This window comes from Bacillus sp. NMCC46, from assembly GCF_002998465.1.
Taxonomy (GTDB): domain Bacteria; phylum Bacillota; class Bacilli; order Bacillales; family Bacillaceae; genus Bacillus.
Genome location: NZ_PVQZ01000005.1, coordinates 129,508 through 149,708 on the forward strand (window position 1 = coordinate 129,508; position 20,201 = coordinate 149,708).

The window sequence follows — 20,201 nt, forward strand, 5'->3', positions numbered from 1 at the left end:
CCTGCGTAAAGTTGCTTTAGAACAGTAAAATTTGATATGATAAAGTGTATATGACTTATGATCATGACCACGAACACGTATCATTTTTGGAGGTGAACCTGCATGTCTAGAATTTCAATAGAAGAAGTAAAGCACGTGGCGCATTTGGCACGGCTTGCAATTACAGAAAAAGAAGCTGAAATGTTTACTGAACAGCTTGATAGCATCATTTCATTTGCAGAGCAGTTAAACGAGGTAGATACGGAAAACGTTGAACCAACAACACACGTATTAAAAATGAAAAACGTCATGAGAGAAGATGTTCCGAATAAAGGTCTTTCCATTGAGGCAGTCATCAAAAACGCGCCTGATCATAAAGACGGCTATATTCGTGTGCCATCAATTTTGGACTAAAGGAGGCCTGAGACATGTCACTGTTTGATCACAAAATTTCTGAATTAAAAGAGCTTTTACATAAAAAGGAACTGTCTGTTTCTGATTTAGTGGACGAGTCTTATAAACGAATCAATGAAGTAGACGGGAAAGTACAAGCATTCCTTGCACTGGACGAAGAGAAAGCTCGTGCGTATGCAAAGGAATTGGACGAGGCAGTTGGTGAAAAGGACGAGCTTGGTCTATTGTTCGGTATGCCAATCGGTGTGAAAGATAACATCGTCACAAAGGATTTACGTACAACAGCATCTAGTAAAATCCTGCAAAACTTTGACCCTATTTATGATGCAACGGTTGTCAATCGTCTGAGAGATGCGGAAGCAGTCACAATCGGTAAATTAAATATGGACGAATTTGCGATGGGATCTTCTACAGAGAACTCAGGCTACAAAGCAACGAAAAACCCGTGGAATTTAAACACTGTTCCAGGTGGATCAAGTGGTGGCTCAGCAGCTTCTGTTGCAGCAGGTGAAGTACCATTCTCACTTGGATCAGATACAGGCGGTTCGATTCGCCAGCCGGCATCATTCTGCGGAGTTGTGGGACTGAAGCCGACATATGGCCGTGTATCTAGATACGGTTTAATTGCATTTGCTTCTTCATTAGATCAAATTGGGCCGATTACGCGTAACGTAGAGGACAACGCATACGTACTTCAAGCGATTGCTGGCGTCGATCAAATGGACGCAACGAGCGCAAATGTCGACGTCCCAGATTTTCTTTCTTCATTAACTGGAGACATCAAAGGCATGAAAATTGCAGTGCCAAAAGAATACCTTGGAGAAGGTGTTGGCGAGGAAGCAAAAGAGTCTGTTCTCAAAGCGTTAAAAGTATTAGAAGGACTTGGTGCAACATGGGAAGAAGTGTCTCTGCCGCATTCTAAATATGCGCTTGCGACTTACTACTTACTGTCTTCTTCAGAAGCATCCGCGAACCTTGCGCGCTTTGACGGCATCCGCTATGGCTACCGTACAGATAATGCAGACAACCTGATTGATTTATATAAAAATACACGTTCTGAAGGCTTTGGTAACGAAGTGAAACGCCGCATCATGCTTGGGACATTCGCTCTTAGCTCAGGATATTATGATGCATACTATAAGAAGGCGCAAAAAGTCCGTACATTGATCAAAAAAGACTTCGAAGATGTTTTTGAAAAGTATGATGTCATTGTAGGGCCAACAACGCCAACTCCTGCATTTAACATTGGAGAAAAGACAAGCGATCCACTGACTATGTACGCGAACGATATTTTAACGATCCCTGTGAACCTTGCAGGCGTTCCAGGAATCAGTGTGCCTTGTGGATTTGCAAATGGTCTTCCGTTAGGACTGCAAATCATTGGCAAGCACTTTGATGAAGGAACGGTTTACCGCGTGGCTCACGCTTTCGAGCAAGCAACAGATCATCATAAAACAAAACCTGAACTGTAAGGGGTGAATCAGAATGAACTTTGAAACGGTAATTGGACTTGAAGTCCACGTTGAGCTAAAAACACAATCGAAAATTTTCTCCAGCTCGCCGACACCTTTTGGTGCAGCTGCCAACACGCAAACAAGTGTCATCGACCTTGGATATCCTGGCGTACTGCCTGTATTGAACAAAGAAGCGGTAAACTTTGCGATGAAAGCGGCCATGGCGCTGAACTGTGAGATCGCAACAGATACAAAATTTGACCGCAAAAACTACTTCTATCCTGATAACCCAAAGGCGTATCAAATCTCTCAATTTGATAAACCGATCGGTGAAAACGGCTGGATTGAAATTGAAGTAGAAGGCAAAACAAAACGAATCGGTATTACGCGTCTCCATTTGGAAGAGGATGCAGGTAAACTGACGCACACAGGCGACGGATATTCACTAGTCGATTTCAACCGACAAGGCACACCGCTTGTTGAAATCGTATCTGAGCCAGACATTCGGACACCAGAAGAAGCGTATGCGTACTTAGAAAAACTAAAATCCATTATTCAATATACAGGCGTTTCTGACTGTAAGATGGAAGAAGGCTCACTTCGCTGTGATGCCAATATTTCACTTCGTCCGATCGGCCGTGAAGAGTTTGGAACGAAAACAGAGCTCAAGAACTTGAACTCGTTTGCTTTCGTACAAAAAGGTCTTGAATTCGAAGAGAAACGCCAAGAGCAAGTATTGCTATCTGGCGGCTTGATTGAACAGGAAACTCGCCGCTATGACGAAGCGTCTAAAAAGACGATCCTTATGCGTGTCAAAGAGGGCTCAGATGATTACCGCTACTTCCCAGAACCAGATTTGGTGGAGCTGTACATTGATGACGAGTGGAAAGAACGCGTAAGAGCATCCATTCCAGAGCTTCCAGACGAGCGGCGCAAACGCTACATCGATGAGCTTGGACTTCCTGCATATGATGCCATGGTGCTGACGCTGACAAAAGAAATGTCTGATTTCTTTGAAGCAACCATTTCAGAAGGTGCAGAAGCGAAGCAAGCTTCAAACTGGCTGATGGGTGAAGTATCTGCCTACTTAAACTCTGCTCAAAAAGAGCTGGAAGATACAAAGCTAACGCCGCACGGGCTGGCTGGAATGATCCAACTCATTGAAAAAGGAACGATTTCCTCTAAGATTGCCAAAAAGGTATTCAAAGAGCTCATTGAAAATGGAGGAGACGCAGAAACAATCGTCAAAGAAAAAGGACTTGTCCAAATTTCTGACGAAGGTGCACTGCTCAAACTAGTCACAGAAGCACTTGATAACAACCCGCAATCCATCGAAGACTTTAAAAATGGAAAAGACCGCGCGATTGGCTTCTTAGTCGGACAAATCATGAAAGCATCGAAGGGACAAGCAAACCCGCCGATGGTCAACAAGATTCTCCTAGAAGAAATCAAAAAACGCTAAATAGCAAAAACCGCCTCATGAGAAGAGGCGGTTTTTTTGCTTGAAAGGACAGGGTCTTATCATAGATTCAGACCACCGCCGTATATCAATTCGGAGATTCTTTTCTTATAATGAAGTATAAGCGAAAGTGCACATTCGAAGGGGGATAAAGGTGAACTAACCGGAAAAACAGCACGTAATATTATTGAAGAAACAGCTTCAATTGTTCCACTACTTTTAAGACAGCAGGGTCCTCACACTTTTCTAAATTCGTCAGCATCCCTTGAATGACTGGCTTACGAGGCTCAGCTTTCACCAGTTCTTCTTCAATGACTTCAATGGATACAAGGGTATCATCAGAAAGCAGATGCTCAAGCTTTAACAAACGAAGCTCCTCTTGAAGGGAAGCAGCACTCGGCGCTTCATCGTCCCAAATGGTCTGCTTCAGGATCGGTTTCGTCTGAGAACGAAGCAAGCCTTGGACCAAATCATCGAATCGTTCGAGTATAAAGGAAGAAAGCTCATCAAATGATAATTGCATCTGATCTTGTAAAAGCAGGACCTGCACATACGATTGAATGATTCCTTGAATCATGACTGACAGGTCAGTTATATATGGTTCGATCTCCTGTCCATAAGTGGTCAAGATGGAAATTTGAATTTCATCATTCATTTGCTTTTTCACTGTTTTTGAATACTTTTTAATTTGCTGGTTTTCTGGAATAATGTTCTCGCTGAGGATCAAAATGATAAAATCCTTGTTCTCAGCAAAATGCTGAAACTGTTCAGCGATTTGTTTCTGGAAGATCTTTCTCGGCGCGAGATGCTGATTCTCTTTTCGAATCGTTTCAATACTTTGCATAGACGTGTCGATATAATATTCAAAGGCTCGATTGAAAAGCTGTTCTTTTGATTTGAAATGTAAATAAAATGCGCCTTTTGATATTCCGCACTCATCTGCAATTTCCTGAATGGTCGTAGAAGAAAAACCCTTTTTCGCAAACAACTGGATGCTTGCTTTAATGATTTTTTCTTTTTTTTCGTTCATGAAATAAGGCCCCTTCAGCTTTAGAATGTTACGTCAAACGCAAGTGAAATGGTTGACGGCATTGTATATCACCGTTTATTATGATATAGAATGACCAGTCAGTCAATACATAAAGGAAAATGGAGGACATAATGAATTCGATCATCAATTTTGTATTAAAGAATAAGTTCGCTGTATGGCTCATGACGATTATCGTAACAGTTGCTGGTCTATATGCCGGATTGAATATGAAACAAGAATCAATCCCGAATATCAACACTCCAGTCATTACGGTTTCTACAACGTATCCTGGCGCAACGCCGGACGAAGTATCAGATAAGGTGACCGACCCAATTGAGAAGTCTATTCAAAACCTCAACGGAGTCAATGTGGTCACATCCAATTCATTTGAAAATGCCTCATCTATTCAAATCGAGTACGACTACAACAAAGACATGGATGAAGCAAAGAAGGAAATTGAAGATGCGATTAGCAATATCAATTTTCCGGAAAATGCAGAAAAACCAAAAATCGCACGCTTTAGCATTAACGCAATTCCAATCTTAGCAATCAGTGTCTCTGGTGATAAAGAATCATTAGAAGACCTTACACAGAAAGTAGAAAACGACCTTGTTCCTTCCATTGAAGGATTAGAAGGTGTCTCTTCTGTCGAAGCTTCAGGACAGCAAATCAAAGAAGTAGAATTTTCTTTTAAACAAAAGAAATTGAAAGAATACGGTTTAGATGAAGAAACCGTCCAAAACATGATTAAAGGCTCTGATGTCAATGTACCATTAGGTCTATACACATTTGGCAACAAACAAAAATCAGTTGTCGTGGACGGCAATATTTTAAGCGTCAAAGATTTGAAAAACATGCGAATCCCTGTCACACCAAGTGCAAGCGGCGGTGCGGGAAGCGCTGGAGCTGGAGCACCATCTAGCAGCGCTGAAAACCCAGGTGCGCAAGGTGCGGAGCAGCAGGCTGGAAATGCAAGTCAGCAACAGGCAGCAGCTCAGCAGCAAACTGGTGGAGGAGCAGCAAGCGGTCAATCTGTAGAGCTGCCGACGATCAAGCTTTCTGAAATTGCGGATATTAAAGTAGTAAAAGATGCAGAATCGATCTCTAGAACGAATGGAAAAGACAGCATCGGTCTGCAAATTGTCAAAGGCTCTGATGCCAATACCGTGAGTGTGGCAGAAGAAGTGACAAAAGAGCTTGAGAAATTCAAAAAAGACAACAAAGGAATCAAAGTAAGCACGACATATGATCAAGCAGAGCCGATTAAAGAGTCTGTCAGCACAATGCTAAACAAGGCAATCATCGGAGCAATCTTTGCGATCATTATCATTATGTTGTTCCTTCGAGATATCAAATCAACATTAATTTCGGTCATCTCCATTCCGTTATCTCTGTTGATTGCTGTTTTATTATTAAATCAGTTGGATATTACATTAAATATCATGACACTTGGTGCCATGACCGTCGCCATTGGGCGTGTGGTCGATGACTCGATTGTGGTCATAGAAAATATCTATCGACGAATGGCGTTAAAGGATGAACCGTTAAAAGGCAAAGCACTCGTCAGAGAAGCCACAAAAGAAATGTTTATCCCGATCATGTCTTCGACGATTGTGACGATTGCGGTATTCTTACCGTTAGCATTAGTAGGTGGAATGATTGGTGAACTATTCATCCCATTTGCTCTAACCATTGTGTTTGCTTTACTTGCTTCACTGCTTGTCGCCATTACGATTGTTCCAATGATGGCACACAGTTTATTTAAAAAGAACCTGTACGGCACAGCGAAAAAAGTAAAAGAGCATAAACCAAGCAAGCTTGCTGGCGGTTATAGACGTGTACTCAATTGGACACTGAACCATAAATGGATCACATCAGGAATTGCCATTCTTATGCTCGTCGGAAGCTTATTCTTAGCACCACTTGTCGGTGTCAGCTTCTTACCACAGGAAGTAGAAAAGACGGCAATGGTGACATATACACCTGAGCCGGGACAAACGAGAGAACAAGCAATCGATGAAACGAAAAAAGCAGAAGAATACTTGATCAAACGTGACCATGTCAATACTGTTCAATATTCACTAGGTTCTTCAAATGCGCTTACAGCAAGTGTAGGCGGCAACTCGAACGGTGCGTTATTCTTCGTACAATATGATGAAGACACGCCAAACTTTGATAAAGAAAAAGATAAAGTGGTCAAAGCCCTGCAGGATAAAACGTCTAAAGGGGAATGGAAATCACAAGACTTCTCGTCTGCTGGCGCAAGCAATACAGTAACGTACTATGTCTACGGTGACAAAGTAAGCGATATTGAAGGCACAGTAAAAGATGTCGAGAACATCTTAAAAGATGAGAAAAACTTAAAAAATGTCAGCACAAGCTTATCTGAGAAATACGATGAATATACGTTTAATGCAGATCAAGAAAAACTGGCGAAGCTGGGACTAACTGCTTCACAAATCGCTCAAGCGATTGCCCCTCAAAATAGTGAAACAACACTGACGAAAGTCACAGAGGACGGCAAAGAACTTGATGTGAAGCTTCAAACCGAAAAAGACGAATATAAGAGCAAAAAAGATTTAGAAAATAAAAAGATCACAACACCAACAGGACAAGAAGTCCGGATTGGTGATGTCGTAAAAGTAAAAGATGGTACGACAGCAAATACGGTGACAAAACGTGATGGAAAAATCTACGCAGAAGTGTCTGGTGACATGACAACAGACAACGTCTCAAGTGTGACACAGGATGTTCAGAAGAAAGTCGACAAGCTTGATGTGAAGTCTGGCGTAACGATTGACACAGGCGGCGTAAGTGCGGATATTGAGGAATCCTTTACACAGCTTGGACTTGCAATGCTTGCAGCGATTGCCATTGTGTACCTCGTTCTCGTCATCACATTTGGCGGAGGTCTTGCACCATTTGCGATTCTCTTCTCACTTCCATTTACGATTATTGGCGCACTCGTTGGATTGTTTTTAGCAAAAGAAACCATCAGCTTAAACGCTATGATTGGATTGCTTATGCTGATCGGTATCGTTGTGACAAATGCCATTGTGTTGATTGACCGAGTGATTCATAAAGAAAAAGAAGGTCTTTCAACAAGAGAAGCTTTACTTGAAGCAGGAACAATAAGATTACGTCCAATCTTAATGACTGCACTTGCGACGATCGGTGCACTGCTGCCACTCGCATTAGGATTTGAAGGCGGAAGCCAGATCGTATCAAAAGGACTTGGCGTGACCGTGATCGGCGGTTTAACAAGTTCTACACTTCTCACATTGGTCATCGTCCCAATCGTGTATGAAATTTTAAGCAAGTTCAGACGTAAGAAAAAGTACGCTGAAGAAGAATAAGAGGAATCCCCGCTCATTGGCGGGGATTTTTTATGTTGAAATCTGACAAACAGCTTTTCTCATGAGCTCTTCAAATGCTTGGAAAAAGGCATCACGATCGACATGGTCAATCACTTGTATTGACTTTCCATCTGGATGTTCTTCTGTACGTCCTTGCTTTGGCGTCTCGGTATAAACGATCGCGCTCACTTCCTTTGAACGGGTAAATGATGAAGAAGCAAGTGTCATCGTTGTCAGCACGTCCCATAGATAATAGGTCGAATTCGTTTCATGATGAATGAGCGGTGGACAAAAGGCGTAGCACTGCCCAATAAAATCAATCCCAATGTGAGAACGAAGGGAAGCCCAGCGCTGACGCACATCAAGTGTAAGCGGAACTTGATTCGTGCTTTCAAGTGCGACCATTTCAATAGGAAAGCGTTCCTGGAAGACAGTGCTGACAGCATAAGGGTCCCAAAATGCATTCCATTCTGCTGTCCCATCATGCTCGGGTTCCTCAACATTGCCTTTTTCAAGAAACGTACCGCCCATCCACACCAATTTCTCAATTTGATTAGAGATTGAAGGATCTTCTTCTAAGGCGCGTGCAAGGTCTGTGAGTGGGCCTGTAAAGAGCAGCGTGACAGGTTCTGCTGCCTTTTTAACGGTTTCGATTAAATGAAGGTGTGCTGGAAGCTTGGACACTTTTGTATCTACAATGCCTTTCTCGTTTAGAATAGGTAAGGCATCTACATAAAAAGCATGCATGCGCCACTCTTTCGGAAAAGGATTGACGCCTCTAGAATTTGAAGCAGCGATTTCAATTTCATAGGGGCTAAATCGATCAATGATTTTTTGAGACGCACTGAGAGCAGGCTCTAAATAACAATCAGCAGGAATCACAGACGTCCCGATCACTTTCAGATGTTCCATTTGAAGGAGAAGAAATAACGAGACGAGGTCATCAACACCGCCATCATGATTAAAATAGACAGGCTTTTTCATCGCATACCATCCTTTAGAGCGTTTTCTTTTATCTTATCAGAATGCTTTCTTGCTGAGTGAAATGTGGCAGGAGATTTCTCATATTAGCTGGTTGTTCTGTTGCCATTTTCAAATCTCATAGTATAATTAAAGGTTGTTAGTGGTGAAAATAGATTGCATAATGAATATAGGATGATGATGAATGAAACGTGCTCGAATTATATACAATCCGACATCTGGGCGTGAACTCTTCAAGAAGAATTTGCCGCAGGTTTTGCAAAAATTTGAACAAGCTGGCTATGAAACATCTTGTCATGCAACCACATGTGCAGGAGATGCGACACAAGCAGCTGAAAAAGCTGCACAGAGAGACTTTGATTTAATTGTAGCAGCAGGTGGAGACGGCACGATCAATGAAGTCGTCAACGGACTAGCACCGCTTGAAAAAAGACCAAAACTAGGAATCATTCCTGTTGGAACAACAAATGACTTCGCAAGAGCACTTGGCATTCCACGAGAAGGTGTTTTAAAAGCGACAGATGCCATTATTGATGGTGTAGCGAAGCCGCTTGATATCGGTAAAGTCAACGGCCATTATTTTATTAATATTGCAGGCGGCGGCCGGTTAACAGAGCTCACTTATGAAGTGCCTAGTAAGCTGAAGACAATGCTTGGACAGCTTGCTTATTATTTAAAAGGCATGGAGATGCTTCCTTCTATCCGCCCGACAGAAGTCGAAATTGAATATGACGGCAAATTGTTTCATGGAGAAATCATGCTGTTTCTTGTTTCACTCACAAATTCAGTAGGCGGCTTTGAAAAGCTAGCGCCAGATTCCATTTTAGATGATGGAATGTTTGACCTGATTATTTTAAAGAAGGTCAATTTAGCAGAAGCCATTCGAGTAGTCAGCCTTGCACTGCGAGGCGAGCATATTCATGATAACAATGTCATCTACGCAAAAGCGAATCGCGTGAAGGTAGATGTAAAAGATAAAATGCAATTAAATTTAGATGGCGAATTCGGCGGCATGCTGCCAGGTGAATTTGAAAACCTGTATCGTCATATAGAATTTATAGTGCCAAAAGCAACAGCTGAAAAAATAGGGTAGAGATTGAACTTGGTTCCTTATGGCGCCAAGTTTTTCTTTGCAAATGAGGTGATAAAATTGGTGAAAATGAAACCGCCTGTTGAAAAGAATGAATACTACAATGTAACCTTCGAAGACTTAACGCACGAGGGTGCAGGTGTAGCGAAAATTGAAGGGTTCCCTGTATTTGTACCGAATGCCCTGCCTGACGAACAAGGGAAAATCAAGGTCACACGTGTGAAAAAAGGATTTGCTTTTGGGCGACTCATGGAGCTGACAAAAGAAAGTCAGCACAGGCAAGATGCGCCATGTCCTATCTACAAGCAGTGCGGAGGCTGTCAAATTCAGCATATGAGCTATGAAGGCCAGCTGCTATTTAAACAGAAACAAGTAAAGGACGTTTTAGAGCGGATCGGCAAGCTTGATATGAGCCGTGTAAAAGTTCATCCTGTACTCGGCATGGAAGACCCTTGGAATTACCGAAACAAAGCACAAGTTCCAGTTGGCGAACGGGAAGGCGGACTTGTTGCAGGATTTTATCAGCAGCGTACCCATGAAATCATTGATATGGAAAAATGTTTGATTCAGCAGTCAGAAAATGACGAAGTGGTACAGGCAGTAAAAGACATATGCAATGCGTTTGGCATCAAAGCATATAACGAAGAGCGGCACAAAGGCTGGCTGCGTCATGTGATGGTTCGCTACGGTATTGCAACAGGTGAAATGATGGTTGTGTTTGTCACAAGAACGGCTGACTTTCCGCAAAAGCAGCAGGTGATTGAGCAGATTATAGCACGCTTCCCACACGTTCGGTCAATTGTGCAAAACGTGAATTCTAAGAAAACAAATGTCATTTTCGGAGACGAAACGACTGTTTTATGGGGAGAAGAATACATTTATGACACGATTGGCGACATCAAATTTGCCATTTCAGCCCGCTCGTTTTATCAAGTGAACCCAGCCCAAACTAAGGTGCTTTACGACAAAGCGCTTGAATATGCCGAGCTGCAAGGAGAAGAAACTGTCATCGATGCGTATTGTGGAATCGGTACGATTTCCTTATTTCTCGCACAAAAAGCAGGCAGAGTATATGGCGTAGAAATTGTGCCAGAAGCGATTGAAGATGCAAAACGCAACGCTGCCTTAAACGGAATCAACAACGTCGAATTCGCAGTCGGTGAAGCAGAAACCGTCATCCCAAATTGGTATAAAGAAGGCATCAAAGCAGACACCCTCGTTGTCGACCCGCCAAGAAAGGGCTGTGATGAAGCACTACTTGACACCATTTTAAAAATGAAACCAAACCGAGTTGTCTATGTTTCCTGTAACCCAGGAACGCTAGCTCGTGATTTGTGTATTCTTGAAGATGGCGGGTATGTGACAGAGGAAGTGCAGCCTGTAGATATGTTCCCGCATACGAGTCATGTGGAATGTGTGGCAAGTCTTATGCTTAATCAATAATGTATTGAGAGACATCCCGATTTCGAGAAAAACATCGATATCAGGATGATGCATAGGCTTTCTGCTGATAGCATCTATGGTCCAAAGATGCTATCAGCAGTGTTAGAAAAGCGGTATAAAATAATATCTATGAGTAAATAGCCCCGTGTCCTTTATTGGATGGGGGGCTATTCTTCTATGTTCTTCTGATTTTTTTGATCCAGCGCAGAGGATATGATATCAAGTCCGATGTATAAAAAGCTAACAAAGAAAGATAAAATCAATACACCATTTCCCCATATAGAAACTTCAATTTTCTCCAAATTTAGTACATATTTAATCGTGAAGTAAATAAGAGCCCACGAAGCAAAAAATTCTAAAATATAAATCATCCATTTTGGGAGCTTTAACAAAAAAGTGATTCCTTTCCCTATAAATAAAACTATAAATGACCAAAAAATCACGATGATGCTGACTAACAATGAAAAGTTAATCAAAGAGAAAAATGAATCATAAGTGATGTATTCACCGAAAAGAAAATTCACTCCCAATGAGACTAGATAAAGCATAACAGTTGGAAGGGCAATAACGAAACTTAGGGAAAAAAATATTAGTAAAATAAGAAGAACGGCAGCAATAGCGCCAGGGGCTTCATCTACAACGTTTTTCTTTCTGAAAAAAGTATAGAGTATGATAGACACTAAAAGGAGTATTAAAAAAGTCAATGAAATCACGTAAGAAAAAGACATGAATACCTCCATAAAAAAGCGCTATTAGAAACTAATAGCACTTATTACTTTTAAGAAAAACCAGTGAAATATTTCTAAAATTCGTATAGGTCTTTTAAGAAAATCACTCTTATTATGCAATACACAAAAATTGTAACAAAAACCATATTAAGAATGAATTGTATCTTAGTACTGTATTTTATATAACGTGATATATTTTGAATAGAGAATATCTAAAGGGAAAAAGTTAAGTATCAGTTTAACAATTTTTTCTGTGTTATTCGCTGCCGGTTGGTCGCTTGATAAAATCATTACTTCTAATACTTATCATGTAACAGAAAAGGCAATTACAATTTAAAAAGCCCCTGCATAGGGCTTTTTTTATTTGAATATCTTTTTTATTAGTTTGCCAGATGCATTACCTGCTGCCCGTCGCATGACACGTTTTCCAGTAGTACCTTTTTGAACGGCGTTTACGTCTCCTCAAATTTTTGATATTTTATAAAGTGCTGATAGCATTTTGTTAATGTTCATTTTATGCTCCTTTTTTGCGTTGAATCCTTACTAAAGTATATAATGATAAAAATTGCTGAAAGATTTTATAGAAGAAACATGCCCTTTAAGGCGCTATGTCATGAGAGGAATTGGATGAAAGATGAGTAAAAATTTCTGGCGTGATTTACCACGGCCATTTTTTATATTAGCACCAATGGAAGAAGTGACAGATGTTGTGTTTCGTCATGTTGTGAGTGAGGCGGCGAGACCTGATGTGTTTTTTACAGAGTTCACGAACAGCGAGAGCTATTGCCATCCGGATGGGATTCAAAGTGTGAAAGGGCGTTTAACGTTTACAGAGGATGAGCAGCCAATTGTTGCTCATATTTGGGGAGACAAGCCTGAGAACTTTAGACAAATGAGCATTGGAATGGCGGAGTTAGGATTTCAGGGGCTTGATATTAATATGGGTTGTCCTGTCCCGAATGTCACGCAAAACGGGAAGGGCAGTGGATTGATTTTACGTCCAGACGTTGCGGCAGAGCTGATTCAGGCTGCAAAAGCTGGGGGGTTACCTGTCAGTGTGAAAACAAGACTTGGTTTTACAGAGGTCGATGAATGGCGCGGGTGGCTCAGACACATATTGGAGCAAGACATTGTGAATTTATCAATCCATCTCCGCACAAGAAAAGAAATGAGCCAAGTGGATGCACATTGGGAGCTCATTCCTGAGATAAAAAAACTTCGTGATGAAGTAGCACCTGATACTCTTTTGACCATCAATGGTGATATTCCTGATCGTCAAACGGGCTTAAAGCTCGCTGAGCAGTATGGAGTGGACGGAGTGATGATTGGGCGCGGGATTTTCCATAATCCATTTGCCTTTGAAAAAGAACAGAAGGAGCATACGAGTGATGAGCTGCTAGGCCTTTTAAGATTGCATCTTGATCTTCATGATCAATATTCATCACTAGGCTTGCGTCCATTCAAGGCACTGCACCGTTTCTTTAAGATTTATGTGAAAGGATTCAGAGGAGCGAGTTTCCTAAGAAATCAATTAATGAACACATCATCAACAGATGAAGTGCGTGCAATGCTGGATGAATTTGAAGCGAGAAATAAAGAACAATAACGATTGAAAAGAGGAGGAGAAGCCCTTCTCTTTTTTCTATGAATAGGACTATTAAACTAGTCGTCTCAAATGGTAAGATAAGATAGAAATAACAATTGGAGGTATTTTATTTGAAATCATTTTGGGATAAAGACAGAGAAAGTGAAGAGACATTTAATAAAATCAATGAGAAAGGAATTGCAAAAGCGGAAAAGAAGCTAGGCGTCATCCTGCCTGATACATATAAGAAACTTATTCTTGAACAAAATGGCGGTTATACCTTGCATAATGCTTTTCTAACGGACCAGCCGAATGGATGGGCAGAGGATCATGTGTCATTTGATCATTTAAGAGGAATTGCTAAAAATGAAGGCATTATGGATAGTGATTATTTAATAGAAGAATGGGAATTGCCTGAGGGACTTGTGCTGATTTGTGGAGATGGTCATACGTGGATTGCATTGGATTACAGAGAAACAAAGGAGCATCCGCCCATTCATTACTTTGATCTAGAATATGAGACGGATTTCAAATTAGCGGATTCGTTTGATGAACTGCTTGCTGGGCATTATACTGCTGAATAACATTGAGCAGTCATCACTTATTTCAGAAAAATATTTTGGTGTTTTTTGAGAGAGACAAAAGTGTCTCTCTTTTTTTATGAAGCAAAATGAATTATTTCACCACTTCACTCCAAAACTGTACCTGTTATTTTTAAGTCCTATTATTCAATTGGTTCCATTTCCACTCACTAAATTTTCTGACGATAATATCTACCACAATGTAAAATGGCAGAAAGCTTGAGTTGTCCACTTTGTTATACAAAGGAAACGGGGTGCTGCTTACATAGATGTTAAACATGGCATTTTGTGCAAGGAGGTTATTCCTCAATGTGGTCATGCTGATAAATTTGATATGTCTAGTTTTCACCAATTGAATGATTTCATCTAAATTCTTCGATTCGCCTGATAAAGAAATGATAAATAAAAGGTCATCCTCACCAAATTCAACGATTCCATCTGTTAAGTCTCGCTTACTTCGTAAAACTTGAGATTTCTTATGCAGTGACCATAACTGTCGTTGTACATCATTGGCCAAATCGAGCTGAGCTGTTCCTGTACCATAAATATAAATATACGTTGCGCGATCAATCAGTTGATTTAATTGATGAAAGTCCAGCTGCTCCATATATTTCCTTGTCTGCTGGATATCTTGATCGAGCAGCTTCATTAAATCTTGTGTTGTTTCTTCAGTATGATTATTCAATTTCACATAAGACTTTAAGTCACTGTAGCCGTCGAAGCCTATTTTCTTGGCAAGCCGATGGATGGATGAGATGGAAGTATGAGCATAATGAGCAAGATCCTGAATTTTCATTGTCTTCATTTCTTCAAGGTGATCGTGAATGGTTTTAATAATGTGCAGGTCATTCTTATTTAAATCTTCGAAGTATTCATTTACCAGCTTGTCCAATATCATGCGATGTGCCCTCCAACATGAAAATATTTTCTTCCTGTGAAAATATAATCTAATGTTACAACTTGATTTCTAAATACGTCAAACCTATTGGTTTTTGTAAGCGCTTCCTTTACAGTGGTCTTATGGATCAAACAAAGGGGTGATGCTTATGAATGCAATCAAGCGATTTGGCAGTGCTATGGTAGTTCCTGTACTTTTATTCGCATTTTTTGGTATTGTTGTAGGCCTTGCGACTTTATGTAAGAATCCAGCGATTATGGGGGAAATGGCTGCAGAAGGTACGACGTGGTATAAGGTTTGGGCACTGATTGAAAGCGGGGGATGGACGATCTTCAATCATATGGAGCTGGCATTTGTGATTGGCTTGCCCATCTCACTTGCAAAAAAAGCGCAAGCACGTGCTACGCTCGCAGCTTTGATGATTTATCTTGTGTTTAACAATTATATTCATGCTATTTTGACACTTTGGCCGTCCACTTTTGGTGTAGATTTATCGCAAGGTGTCGAGAACGTAGCGGGTGTAAAAGAAATTGCGGGTATACCTACGCTCGATACAAGTATCATTGGTGCGGTTATGATATCTGGAATCGTGATTTGGATCCATAATCGTTTTTATGATCAAAAACTGCCTGAAATGCTCGGGATTTTCCAGGGGCTTGTATTTGTTGTCATCATCGGATTCTTTGTGATGATTCCTATTGCTTTTATCGTTGCTTTTGTATGGCCTTATGTTCAGCAAGGGATTCAATCTCTCCAAGGGTTCATGTCACAGTCTGGTTATATTGGTGTCTGGCTGTTTCATTTCTTGGAAAGGGTGTTGATTCCAACAGGACTTCACCATTTTATTTATACACCTTTTGAGTTTGGTCCAGCTGCTGTAAATGGGGGGTTAAAACCATATTGGATTGCTCACTTAAATGAATTTGCGACCTCAACTTCCGATTTGAAAAATCTTTATCCATACGGATTTTTACTGCATGGAAATATTAAGATGTTCGGCTGTTTAGGGATAGCTCTAGCGATGTATTTTTCTACCCCGAAAGAAAATAGAAAAAAGGTTTTGGCATTGGTGTTACCCGCCACATTAACAGCAATATTTGCCGGAATTACAGAACCACTTGAATTTACATTTCTATTTCTCGCACCTTATTTATTTGTGATACATGCACTTCTTGGAGCCACCATGGTGACAATCATGAATATGTTTGGTGTTGTCGGAATGATGGGTTCCGGGCTTATTGAGATAGCTGCGTTGAACTGGATTCCGCTCTCTTCAAATCATGGAGGGATTTATCTGATCCAAGCCATGATTGGATGTCTATTTACAGCATTGTATTTTGTCATATTTAGATGGATGATTGTGAAATTTGATATTCCATTACCAGGTCGAAAACATGAGGAGGAGACTAGGCTATATACAAAACAAGATTATGAGAATGCTAATAAAAAGGGTCATGACAAAAAGGAAGCGCCCGTTTATGCGTCTGAGTATGAAGAGAAAGCCGTTTATTTCTTAGAAGGCCTTGGCGGTAAAGAAAACATTAAAGATGTGACAAACTGTGCCACGCGTCTGCGTATTACAGTGATTGACCCTAGCTTGGTGAAAGATAGGGAATACTTTACAAAAAATAAACTGGCACACGGAATAGCTAAGAGTGGTCAAAGCATTCAAATCATTGTTGGCTTAAGTGTACCGCAAGTGAGAGAGTCCTTTGAGGCAAAACTTTCATTTAATTGAAAAAGGAGCTGGATATCATGAAAACATTTAATATTACCATTGCTGGAGGCGGAAGTACATTTACACCAGGGATCATTTTGATGCTGTTAAACTATCTAGAGGAGTTCCCAATTCATACAATTAAACTCTATGATAATGATGAAGCTAGACAAAAGACGATTGCAGATGCATGTGAGATTATGTTAAAAGAACGAGCACCAGAAGTGCGGTTACTGGCAAGCACGGACCCAGAAGAAGCCTTTACTCAAGTCGATTTTGTGATGGCACATATCCGTGTCGGCAAATATGCGATGCGTGAATTAGATGAGAAAATTCCATTGAAGCATGGAGTCGTCGGACAGGAAACATGCGGTCCAGGCGGAATAGCTTACGGAATGAGGTCCATTCCAGGTGTATTAGAACTTGTCGATTATATGGAAAAATACTCACCTGAAGCTTGGATGTTAAACTATTCTAACCCTGCAGCTATAGTAGCAGAGGCAACACGTAAGCTAAGACCGAATGCCAAGATTTTAAACATATGCGATATGCCAATTGGAATCGAAGAATTGATTGCAAAGAATTTAGGCTTATCTTCACGTAAAGAACTGGAAGTAGATTACTATGGTTTGAATCATTTTGGCTGGTGGACAGATATTAGAGATAAAGCAGGAAATAGCTTAATGCCTGAGGTGATTAAGCATGTAAGCCAGCATGGTTATGCAACAGATGGAACATCTGAACTAGAACAGCAGAAGAGCTGGAACAGCACATTAAAAAAGGCCAAAGATATTCAAGCACTTGATCCAAAAACGGTACCGAATACGTATTTGAAATACTATCTATTTCCAGATGAAGAAGTGGCACATTCAAACATAGAGTTCACGCGTGCCAATGAAGTGATGGAGGGGCGGGAAGCTTTTGTTTTTAGTGAATGTCAGGCCATCATTGATAAAGGGAGTGCGAAGGAAACAAAGCTAACCATCGATGAACACGCTTCCTATATCGTTGATTTAGCAAGAGCCATTGCTTTTAATAAAAAAGAACGGATGCTGATGATTGTAGAGAACAATGGCGCCATCATGAACTTTGACCCAACAGCCATGGTCGAAATTCCTTGTATCGTTGGCAGCAGCGGTCCAGAAAAATTAGTGGTTGGAGAAATTCCTAGATTTCAAAAAAGTCTCATGGAGCAGCAAGTTGGCGTAGAAAAATTAGTAGTAGAAGCATTTGAAGAAGGTTCCTATCAAAAACTATGGCAGGCCATCACATTATCGAAAACGGTGCCGAGTGCTAAAGTAGCAAAAGATATATTAGACGACTTAATTTTGGCAAATAAAGCATTTTGGCCAGAGTTAACATAACATGAGAATAAGCAATATGGGCGTTACATCGCTCATATGCTTATTTGTTTTTTCAACCGATGTATTCCGCTTTTTTTGTGATGGCGACAAAGTGGTTTTCACTTGGTACTAAAAGACCCCCTCACCAAAAAGGGGGTCCCCAATTCCTTACTCTGCACTCTCCTCAACCTCACGGCTATCCTCTGTTTCACCAATATAAATTGGACCGTTTGCGTGGTCGAGTCGGATTGGCCATTCGTATGGAATTTGAAGTCGTTTAGCAATACCTCTCCAGAATTTTGTAGAATCATATTCGAATTCTTGGAAGTCTTTTAATAAGTCTTTGTAAGACGAGCCATCAAATTGAATGAACATATCTTGAAGGCGCATGAACGCGACATGTCTCACTTCTAATGCTGCCGCAGCTTCCATTTCTTCTTCTGTTGCTTCACCAATGATTGTTCCTGCGGGCGGAAGCATGTCGTATACATTGAATTCCTCTTCTTCTTCGTGTGCTGCATTGTGCTGTTGATCTGACATTTTCTTCACTCCTTCTAGTTTTCATCAAAATTTTATTCGTGCTTACCTTTATTATCGGAAGAAAATGCGAAATGTGGAATGAAAAAAGAAGCAGATCCACAACACTTGCTTTTTCTTCTTGAATCTTTTATGATCAATTACAGATATAAAAGGTCTATAATAGATAGAAAGGAATGTTCCTATGAAATATTCTAAAGCGACCAACTATGCACTTCATACGATGGTGTTTTTAACTCTTGCGCCGAAGGGGAAAGCAATTGGCGTTGAGCCTCTTGCTAAAATGCAAGATCTTTCACCCACCTATTTATCTAAAATTTTAACAAAGCTTGTAAAGGCAGGATTGATTGAATCAACACCTGGTGCAAAAGGTGGTTACGCCATTATGAAACAGAAGGAAGACATTTCGTTTTTAGACGTCATTCAGGCTGTAGAAGGGCAAACGAATTTGTTTCGCTGTTCTTTAGAGCATGATTCTTTCATGCCTCATGATGACTGTTTGATTGAACAGGTCATGCAGGATGTTGAAACAAAAATGCAGGAGACGTTAAGTCAAAAGCGGTTAGTTGATATTGCAAGCCAAATTAAGCAGACAGAAAAGAATCCATTTTTCAACATGTGATTTTTTTGAACTAATTATAGATATTAAGAGTCTTTAAAATCTTTAATAAAAAGGAGAGATTTACATGTTATTAGATTGTGCCATTATCGGAGGCGGGCCAGCCGGATTAAGTGCAGCACTTGTTGTGGGGCGGGGCAGAAAACAGGTCATTGTATTCGATGACGAGATGCCAAGAAATCGAGTGACACAGGAATCACATGGATTTATTACAAACGATGGAATGACACCGTTTGAGATCAGACAAGCGGGAGAGGCAGATATTCAAAACTACCCTCATATTCAAATAAAGCGAAGCAGAATTGTTGAGATACAAAACAATGAGGACAACTTTACGTTACTGACACAAGAGGGAGAAAGATTCGAAGCGAAGAAAATCATATTGGCAACAGGACTTCAGGATATACTGCCAGAGATTAAGGGAATTCATGACGTGTATGGAAAGACGTTGTTTAGCTGTCCTTTCTGCGATGGCTGGGAGCTAAAGGACAAGCCGCTTGCCCTAATTGCTGAGAACCCACGCGCCTTGCATATGGCTAAACTTCTTTCCAATTGGACAAAGGATTTGATCGTGTTTACGAATGGACAGCAAGTGTTTGCTGAAGAGGAGCAGGCATTGCTATCAGCACATTTTATACAAGTCATTGATGTACCGATTATGTCAATTCATCATGAGAATGGACAAATGCACTCTCTTCACCTTTCGAATGGGGAAACGGTGAAAAGAGAAGGCGGATTTGTCGCAAGTGAATTCAAGCAGTCAGCTCCATTTGCTGAAAAACTTGGCTGCCAAATGACGAAAAATGCGGGCATTGAAACAGATATTCTTGGACGTACAACCGTCAGCGGTGTCTTTGCATGCGGTGACAATTTAGGCGGCCCTGCTCAACTTGTACTTGCAGCAGCTGCTGGAAGCCAGGCAGGAATGGGCGTCATCCATGAACTTGTGCAAGAGGAATTTCAACAAAAAACATCTCTATGAAAAGA

General features: G+C 40.8%; 16 protein-coding genes and 1 pseudogene. 12 read left to right on the forward strand and 5 right to left on the reverse strand.

Going from position 1 to position 20,201, the window contains the following annotated elements; translation table 11 throughout:
* Window positions 1-102: 102 nt before the first annotated feature.
* The 3 genes from gatC to gatB are packed head-to-tail and all read left to right on the forward strand — an operon-like array spanning window position 103 to window position 3,309.
* The gene (gatC, locus tag C6Y01_RS14600; protein WP_106038401.1) at window positions 103-393 is read left to right on the forward strand and encodes an Asp-tRNA(Asn)/Glu-tRNA(Gln) amidotransferase subunit GatC; all 291 of its coding nucleotides are present in this window, start codon (window positions 103-105) and stop codon (window positions 391-393) included.
* A 14-nt stretch (window positions 394-407) separates the two neighbouring features.
* Window positions 408-1,865, forward strand: coding sequence for an Asp-tRNA(Asn)/Glu-tRNA(Gln) amidotransferase subunit GatA (gene gatA / locus C6Y01_RS14605; protein WP_106038402.1), 1,458 nt, complete (start codon window positions 408-410; stop codon window positions 1,863-1,865).
* A gap of 13 nt (window positions 1,866-1,878) precedes the next feature.
* Window positions 1,879-3,309, forward strand: a complete 1,431-nt coding sequence (gene gatB / locus C6Y01_RS14610) for an Asp-tRNA(Asn)/Glu-tRNA(Gln) amidotransferase subunit GatB (protein WP_106038403.1) — start codon at window positions 1,879-1,881, stop codon at window positions 3,307-3,309.
* Between the two features lie 181 nt (window positions 3,310-3,490).
* Here gatB and C6Y01_RS14615 read toward each other — a convergent pair whose 3' ends face one another.
* The gene (locus tag C6Y01_RS14615; RefSeq protein ID WP_095286009.1) at window positions 3,491-4,336 is read right to left on the reverse strand and encodes a TetR/AcrR family transcriptional regulator; all 846 of its coding nucleotides are present in this window, start codon (window positions 4,334-4,336) and stop codon (window positions 3,491-3,493) included.
* Window positions 4,337-4,467: 131 nt separating this feature from the next.
* On the opposite strand from C6Y01_RS14615, the gene C6Y01_RS14620 reads away from it, so the two are divergent.
* Complete coding sequence (locus C6Y01_RS14620; protein WP_106038404.1) at window positions 4,468-7,692, forward strand: efflux RND transporter permease subunit; 3,225 nt, start codon at window positions 4,468-4,470, stop codon at window positions 7,690-7,692.
* A gap of 30 nt (window positions 7,693-7,722) precedes the next feature.
* Here C6Y01_RS14620 and C6Y01_RS14625 read toward each other — a convergent pair whose 3' ends face one another.
* Window positions 7,723-8,676 (reverse strand): nucleoside hydrolase, encoded by a 954-nt coding sequence (locus C6Y01_RS14625; RefSeq protein WP_095286007.1) that lies wholly within the window; start codon window positions 8,674-8,676, stop codon window positions 7,723-7,725.
* Window positions 8,677-8,857: 181 nt separating this feature from the next.
* Here C6Y01_RS14625 and C6Y01_RS14630 point away from each other — a divergent pair, with 181 nt between their 5' ends.
* Window positions 8,858-9,766, forward strand: a complete 909-nt coding sequence (locus C6Y01_RS14630) for a diacylglycerol kinase (RefSeq protein ID WP_034664632.1) — start codon at window positions 8,858-8,860, stop codon at window positions 9,764-9,766.
* Between the two features lie 60 nt (window positions 9,767-9,826).
* The gene (gene rlmD / locus C6Y01_RS14635) at window positions 9,827-11,206 is read left to right on the forward strand and encodes a 23S rRNA (uracil(1939)-C(5))-methyltransferase RlmD (RefSeq protein WP_106038455.1); all 1,380 of its coding nucleotides are present in this window, start codon (window positions 9,827-9,829) and stop codon (window positions 11,204-11,206) included.
* A gap of 167 nt (window positions 11,207-11,373) precedes the next feature.
* Here the strand turns inward: rlmD and C6Y01_RS14640 are convergent, their stop codons facing one another.
* Window positions 11,374-11,934: a hypothetical protein gene (locus C6Y01_RS14640; RefSeq protein WP_106038405.1), complete on the reverse strand. Its 561-nt coding sequence runs from the start codon at window positions 11,932-11,934 to the stop codon at window positions 11,374-11,376.
* Between the two features lie 634 nt (window positions 11,935-12,568).
* Here C6Y01_RS14640 and C6Y01_RS14645 point away from each other — a divergent pair.
* Both C6Y01_RS14645 and C6Y01_RS14650 read left to right on the forward strand, forming a co-directional pair.
* Window positions 12,569-13,540 (forward strand): tRNA dihydrouridine synthase, encoded by a 972-nt coding sequence (locus tag C6Y01_RS14645; protein WP_034664624.1) that lies wholly within the window; start codon window positions 12,569-12,571, stop codon window positions 13,538-13,540.
* A gap of 110 nt (window positions 13,541-13,650) precedes the next feature.
* Window positions 13,651-14,100, forward strand: a pseudogene (locus C6Y01_RS14650) (SMI1/KNR4 family protein); the annotation flags it as partial.
* Window positions 14,101-14,233: 133 nt separating this feature from the next.
* Here the strand turns inward: C6Y01_RS14650 and C6Y01_RS14655 are convergent.
* The gene (locus C6Y01_RS14655; protein ID WP_034664621.1) at window positions 14,234-14,998 is read right to left on the reverse strand and encodes a MurR/RpiR family transcriptional regulator; all 765 of its coding nucleotides are present in this window, start codon (window positions 14,996-14,998) and stop codon (window positions 14,234-14,236) included.
* 148 nt (window positions 14,999-15,146) lie between these two features.
* Between C6Y01_RS14655 and C6Y01_RS14660 the strand changes: the two genes are divergently transcribed.
* Both C6Y01_RS14660 and C6Y01_RS14665 read left to right on the forward strand, forming a co-directional pair.
* Entirely contained in the window at window positions 15,147-16,736 is a 1,590-nt protein-coding gene (locus C6Y01_RS14660) for an alpha-glucoside-specific PTS transporter subunit IIBC (RefSeq protein ID WP_106038406.1), read from the forward strand.
* Between the two features lie 17 nt (window positions 16,737-16,753).
* Entirely contained in the window at window positions 16,754-18,079 is a 1,326-nt protein-coding gene (locus C6Y01_RS14665) for a 6-phospho-alpha-glucosidase (protein ID WP_106038407.1), read from the forward strand.
* 147 nt (window positions 18,080-18,226) lie between these two features.
* Here C6Y01_RS14665 and C6Y01_RS14670 read toward each other — a convergent pair whose 3' ends face one another.
* On the reverse strand, window positions 18,227-18,598 hold the full coding sequence (locus C6Y01_RS14670; RefSeq protein ID WP_034664610.1) for a hypothetical protein: 372 nt from the start codon (window positions 18,596-18,598) through the stop codon (window positions 18,227-18,229).
* A 181-nt stretch (window positions 18,599-18,779) separates the two neighbouring features.
* Between C6Y01_RS14670 and C6Y01_RS14675 the strand changes: the two genes are divergently transcribed.
* Together C6Y01_RS14675 and C6Y01_RS14680 are read left to right on the forward strand one after the other, a co-directional pair.
* Complete coding sequence (locus C6Y01_RS14675) at window positions 18,780-19,217, forward strand: Rrf2 family transcriptional regulator (protein ID WP_106038408.1); 438 nt, start codon at window positions 18,780-18,782, stop codon at window positions 19,215-19,217.
* Between the two features lie 64 nt (window positions 19,218-19,281).
* Window positions 19,282-20,196: an NAD(P)/FAD-dependent oxidoreductase gene (locus tag C6Y01_RS14680; protein ID WP_106038409.1), complete on the forward strand. Its 915-nt coding sequence runs from the start codon at window positions 19,282-19,284 to the stop codon at window positions 20,194-20,196.
* Window positions 20,197-20,201 lie beyond the last annotated feature (5 nt).

What these genes read in the sequence shown, in the direction of transcription:
- gatA (WP_106038402.1), top strand. Translation starts at nt 408, where the DNA reads ATGTCACTGTTTGATCACAAAATTTCTGAATTAAAAGAGCTTTTACAT.
- C6Y01_RS14655 (WP_034664621.1), bottom strand. Translation starts at nt 14,998, where the DNA reads ATGATATTGGACAAGCTGGTAAATGAATACTTCGAAGATTTAAATAAG.
- C6Y01_RS14640 (WP_106038405.1), bottom strand. Translation starts at nt 11,934, where the DNA reads ATGTCTTTTTCTTACGTGATTTCATTGACTTTTTTAATACTCCTTTTA.
- gatC (WP_106038401.1), top strand. Translation starts at nt 103, where the DNA reads ATGTCTAGAATTTCAATAGAAGAAGTAAAGCACGTGGCGCATTTGGCA.
- C6Y01_RS14645 (WP_034664624.1), top strand. Translation starts at nt 12,569, where the DNA reads ATGAGTAAAAATTTCTGGCGTGATTTACCACGGCCATTTTTTATATTA.
- C6Y01_RS14660 (WP_106038406.1), top strand. Translation starts at nt 15,147, where the DNA reads ATGAATGCAATCAAGCGATTTGGCAGTGCTATGGTAGTTCCTGTACTT.
- C6Y01_RS14665 (WP_106038407.1), top strand. Translation starts at nt 16,754, where the DNA reads ATGAAAACATTTAATATTACCATTGCTGGAGGCGGAAGTACATTTACA.
- C6Y01_RS14675 (WP_106038408.1), top strand. Translation starts at nt 18,780, where the DNA reads ATGAAATATTCTAAAGCGACCAACTATGCACTTCATACGATGGTGTTT.
- C6Y01_RS14670 (WP_034664610.1), bottom strand. Translation starts at nt 18,598, where the DNA reads ATGTCAGATCAACAGCACAATGCAGCACACGAAGAAGAAGAGGAATTC.
- gatB (WP_106038403.1), top strand. Translation starts at nt 1,879, where the DNA reads ATGAACTTTGAAACGGTAATTGGACTTGAAGTCCACGTTGAGCTAAAA.
- C6Y01_RS14630 (WP_034664632.1), top strand. Translation starts at nt 8,858, where the DNA reads ATGAAACGTGCTCGAATTATATACAATCCGACATCTGGGCGTGAACTC.
- C6Y01_RS14625 (WP_095286007.1), bottom strand. Translation starts at nt 8,676, where the DNA reads ATGAAAAAGCCTGTCTATTTTAATCATGATGGCGGTGTTGATGACCTC.
- C6Y01_RS14615 (WP_095286009.1), bottom strand. Translation starts at nt 4,336, where the DNA reads ATGAACGAAAAAAAAGAAAAAATCATTAAAGCAAGCATCCAGTTGTTT.
- C6Y01_RS14680 (WP_106038409.1), top strand. Translation starts at nt 19,282, where the DNA reads ATGTTATTAGATTGTGCCATTATCGGAGGCGGGCCAGCCGGATTAAGT.
- C6Y01_RS14620 (WP_106038404.1), top strand. Translation starts at nt 4,468, where the DNA reads ATGAATTCGATCATCAATTTTGTATTAAAGAATAAGTTCGCTGTATGG.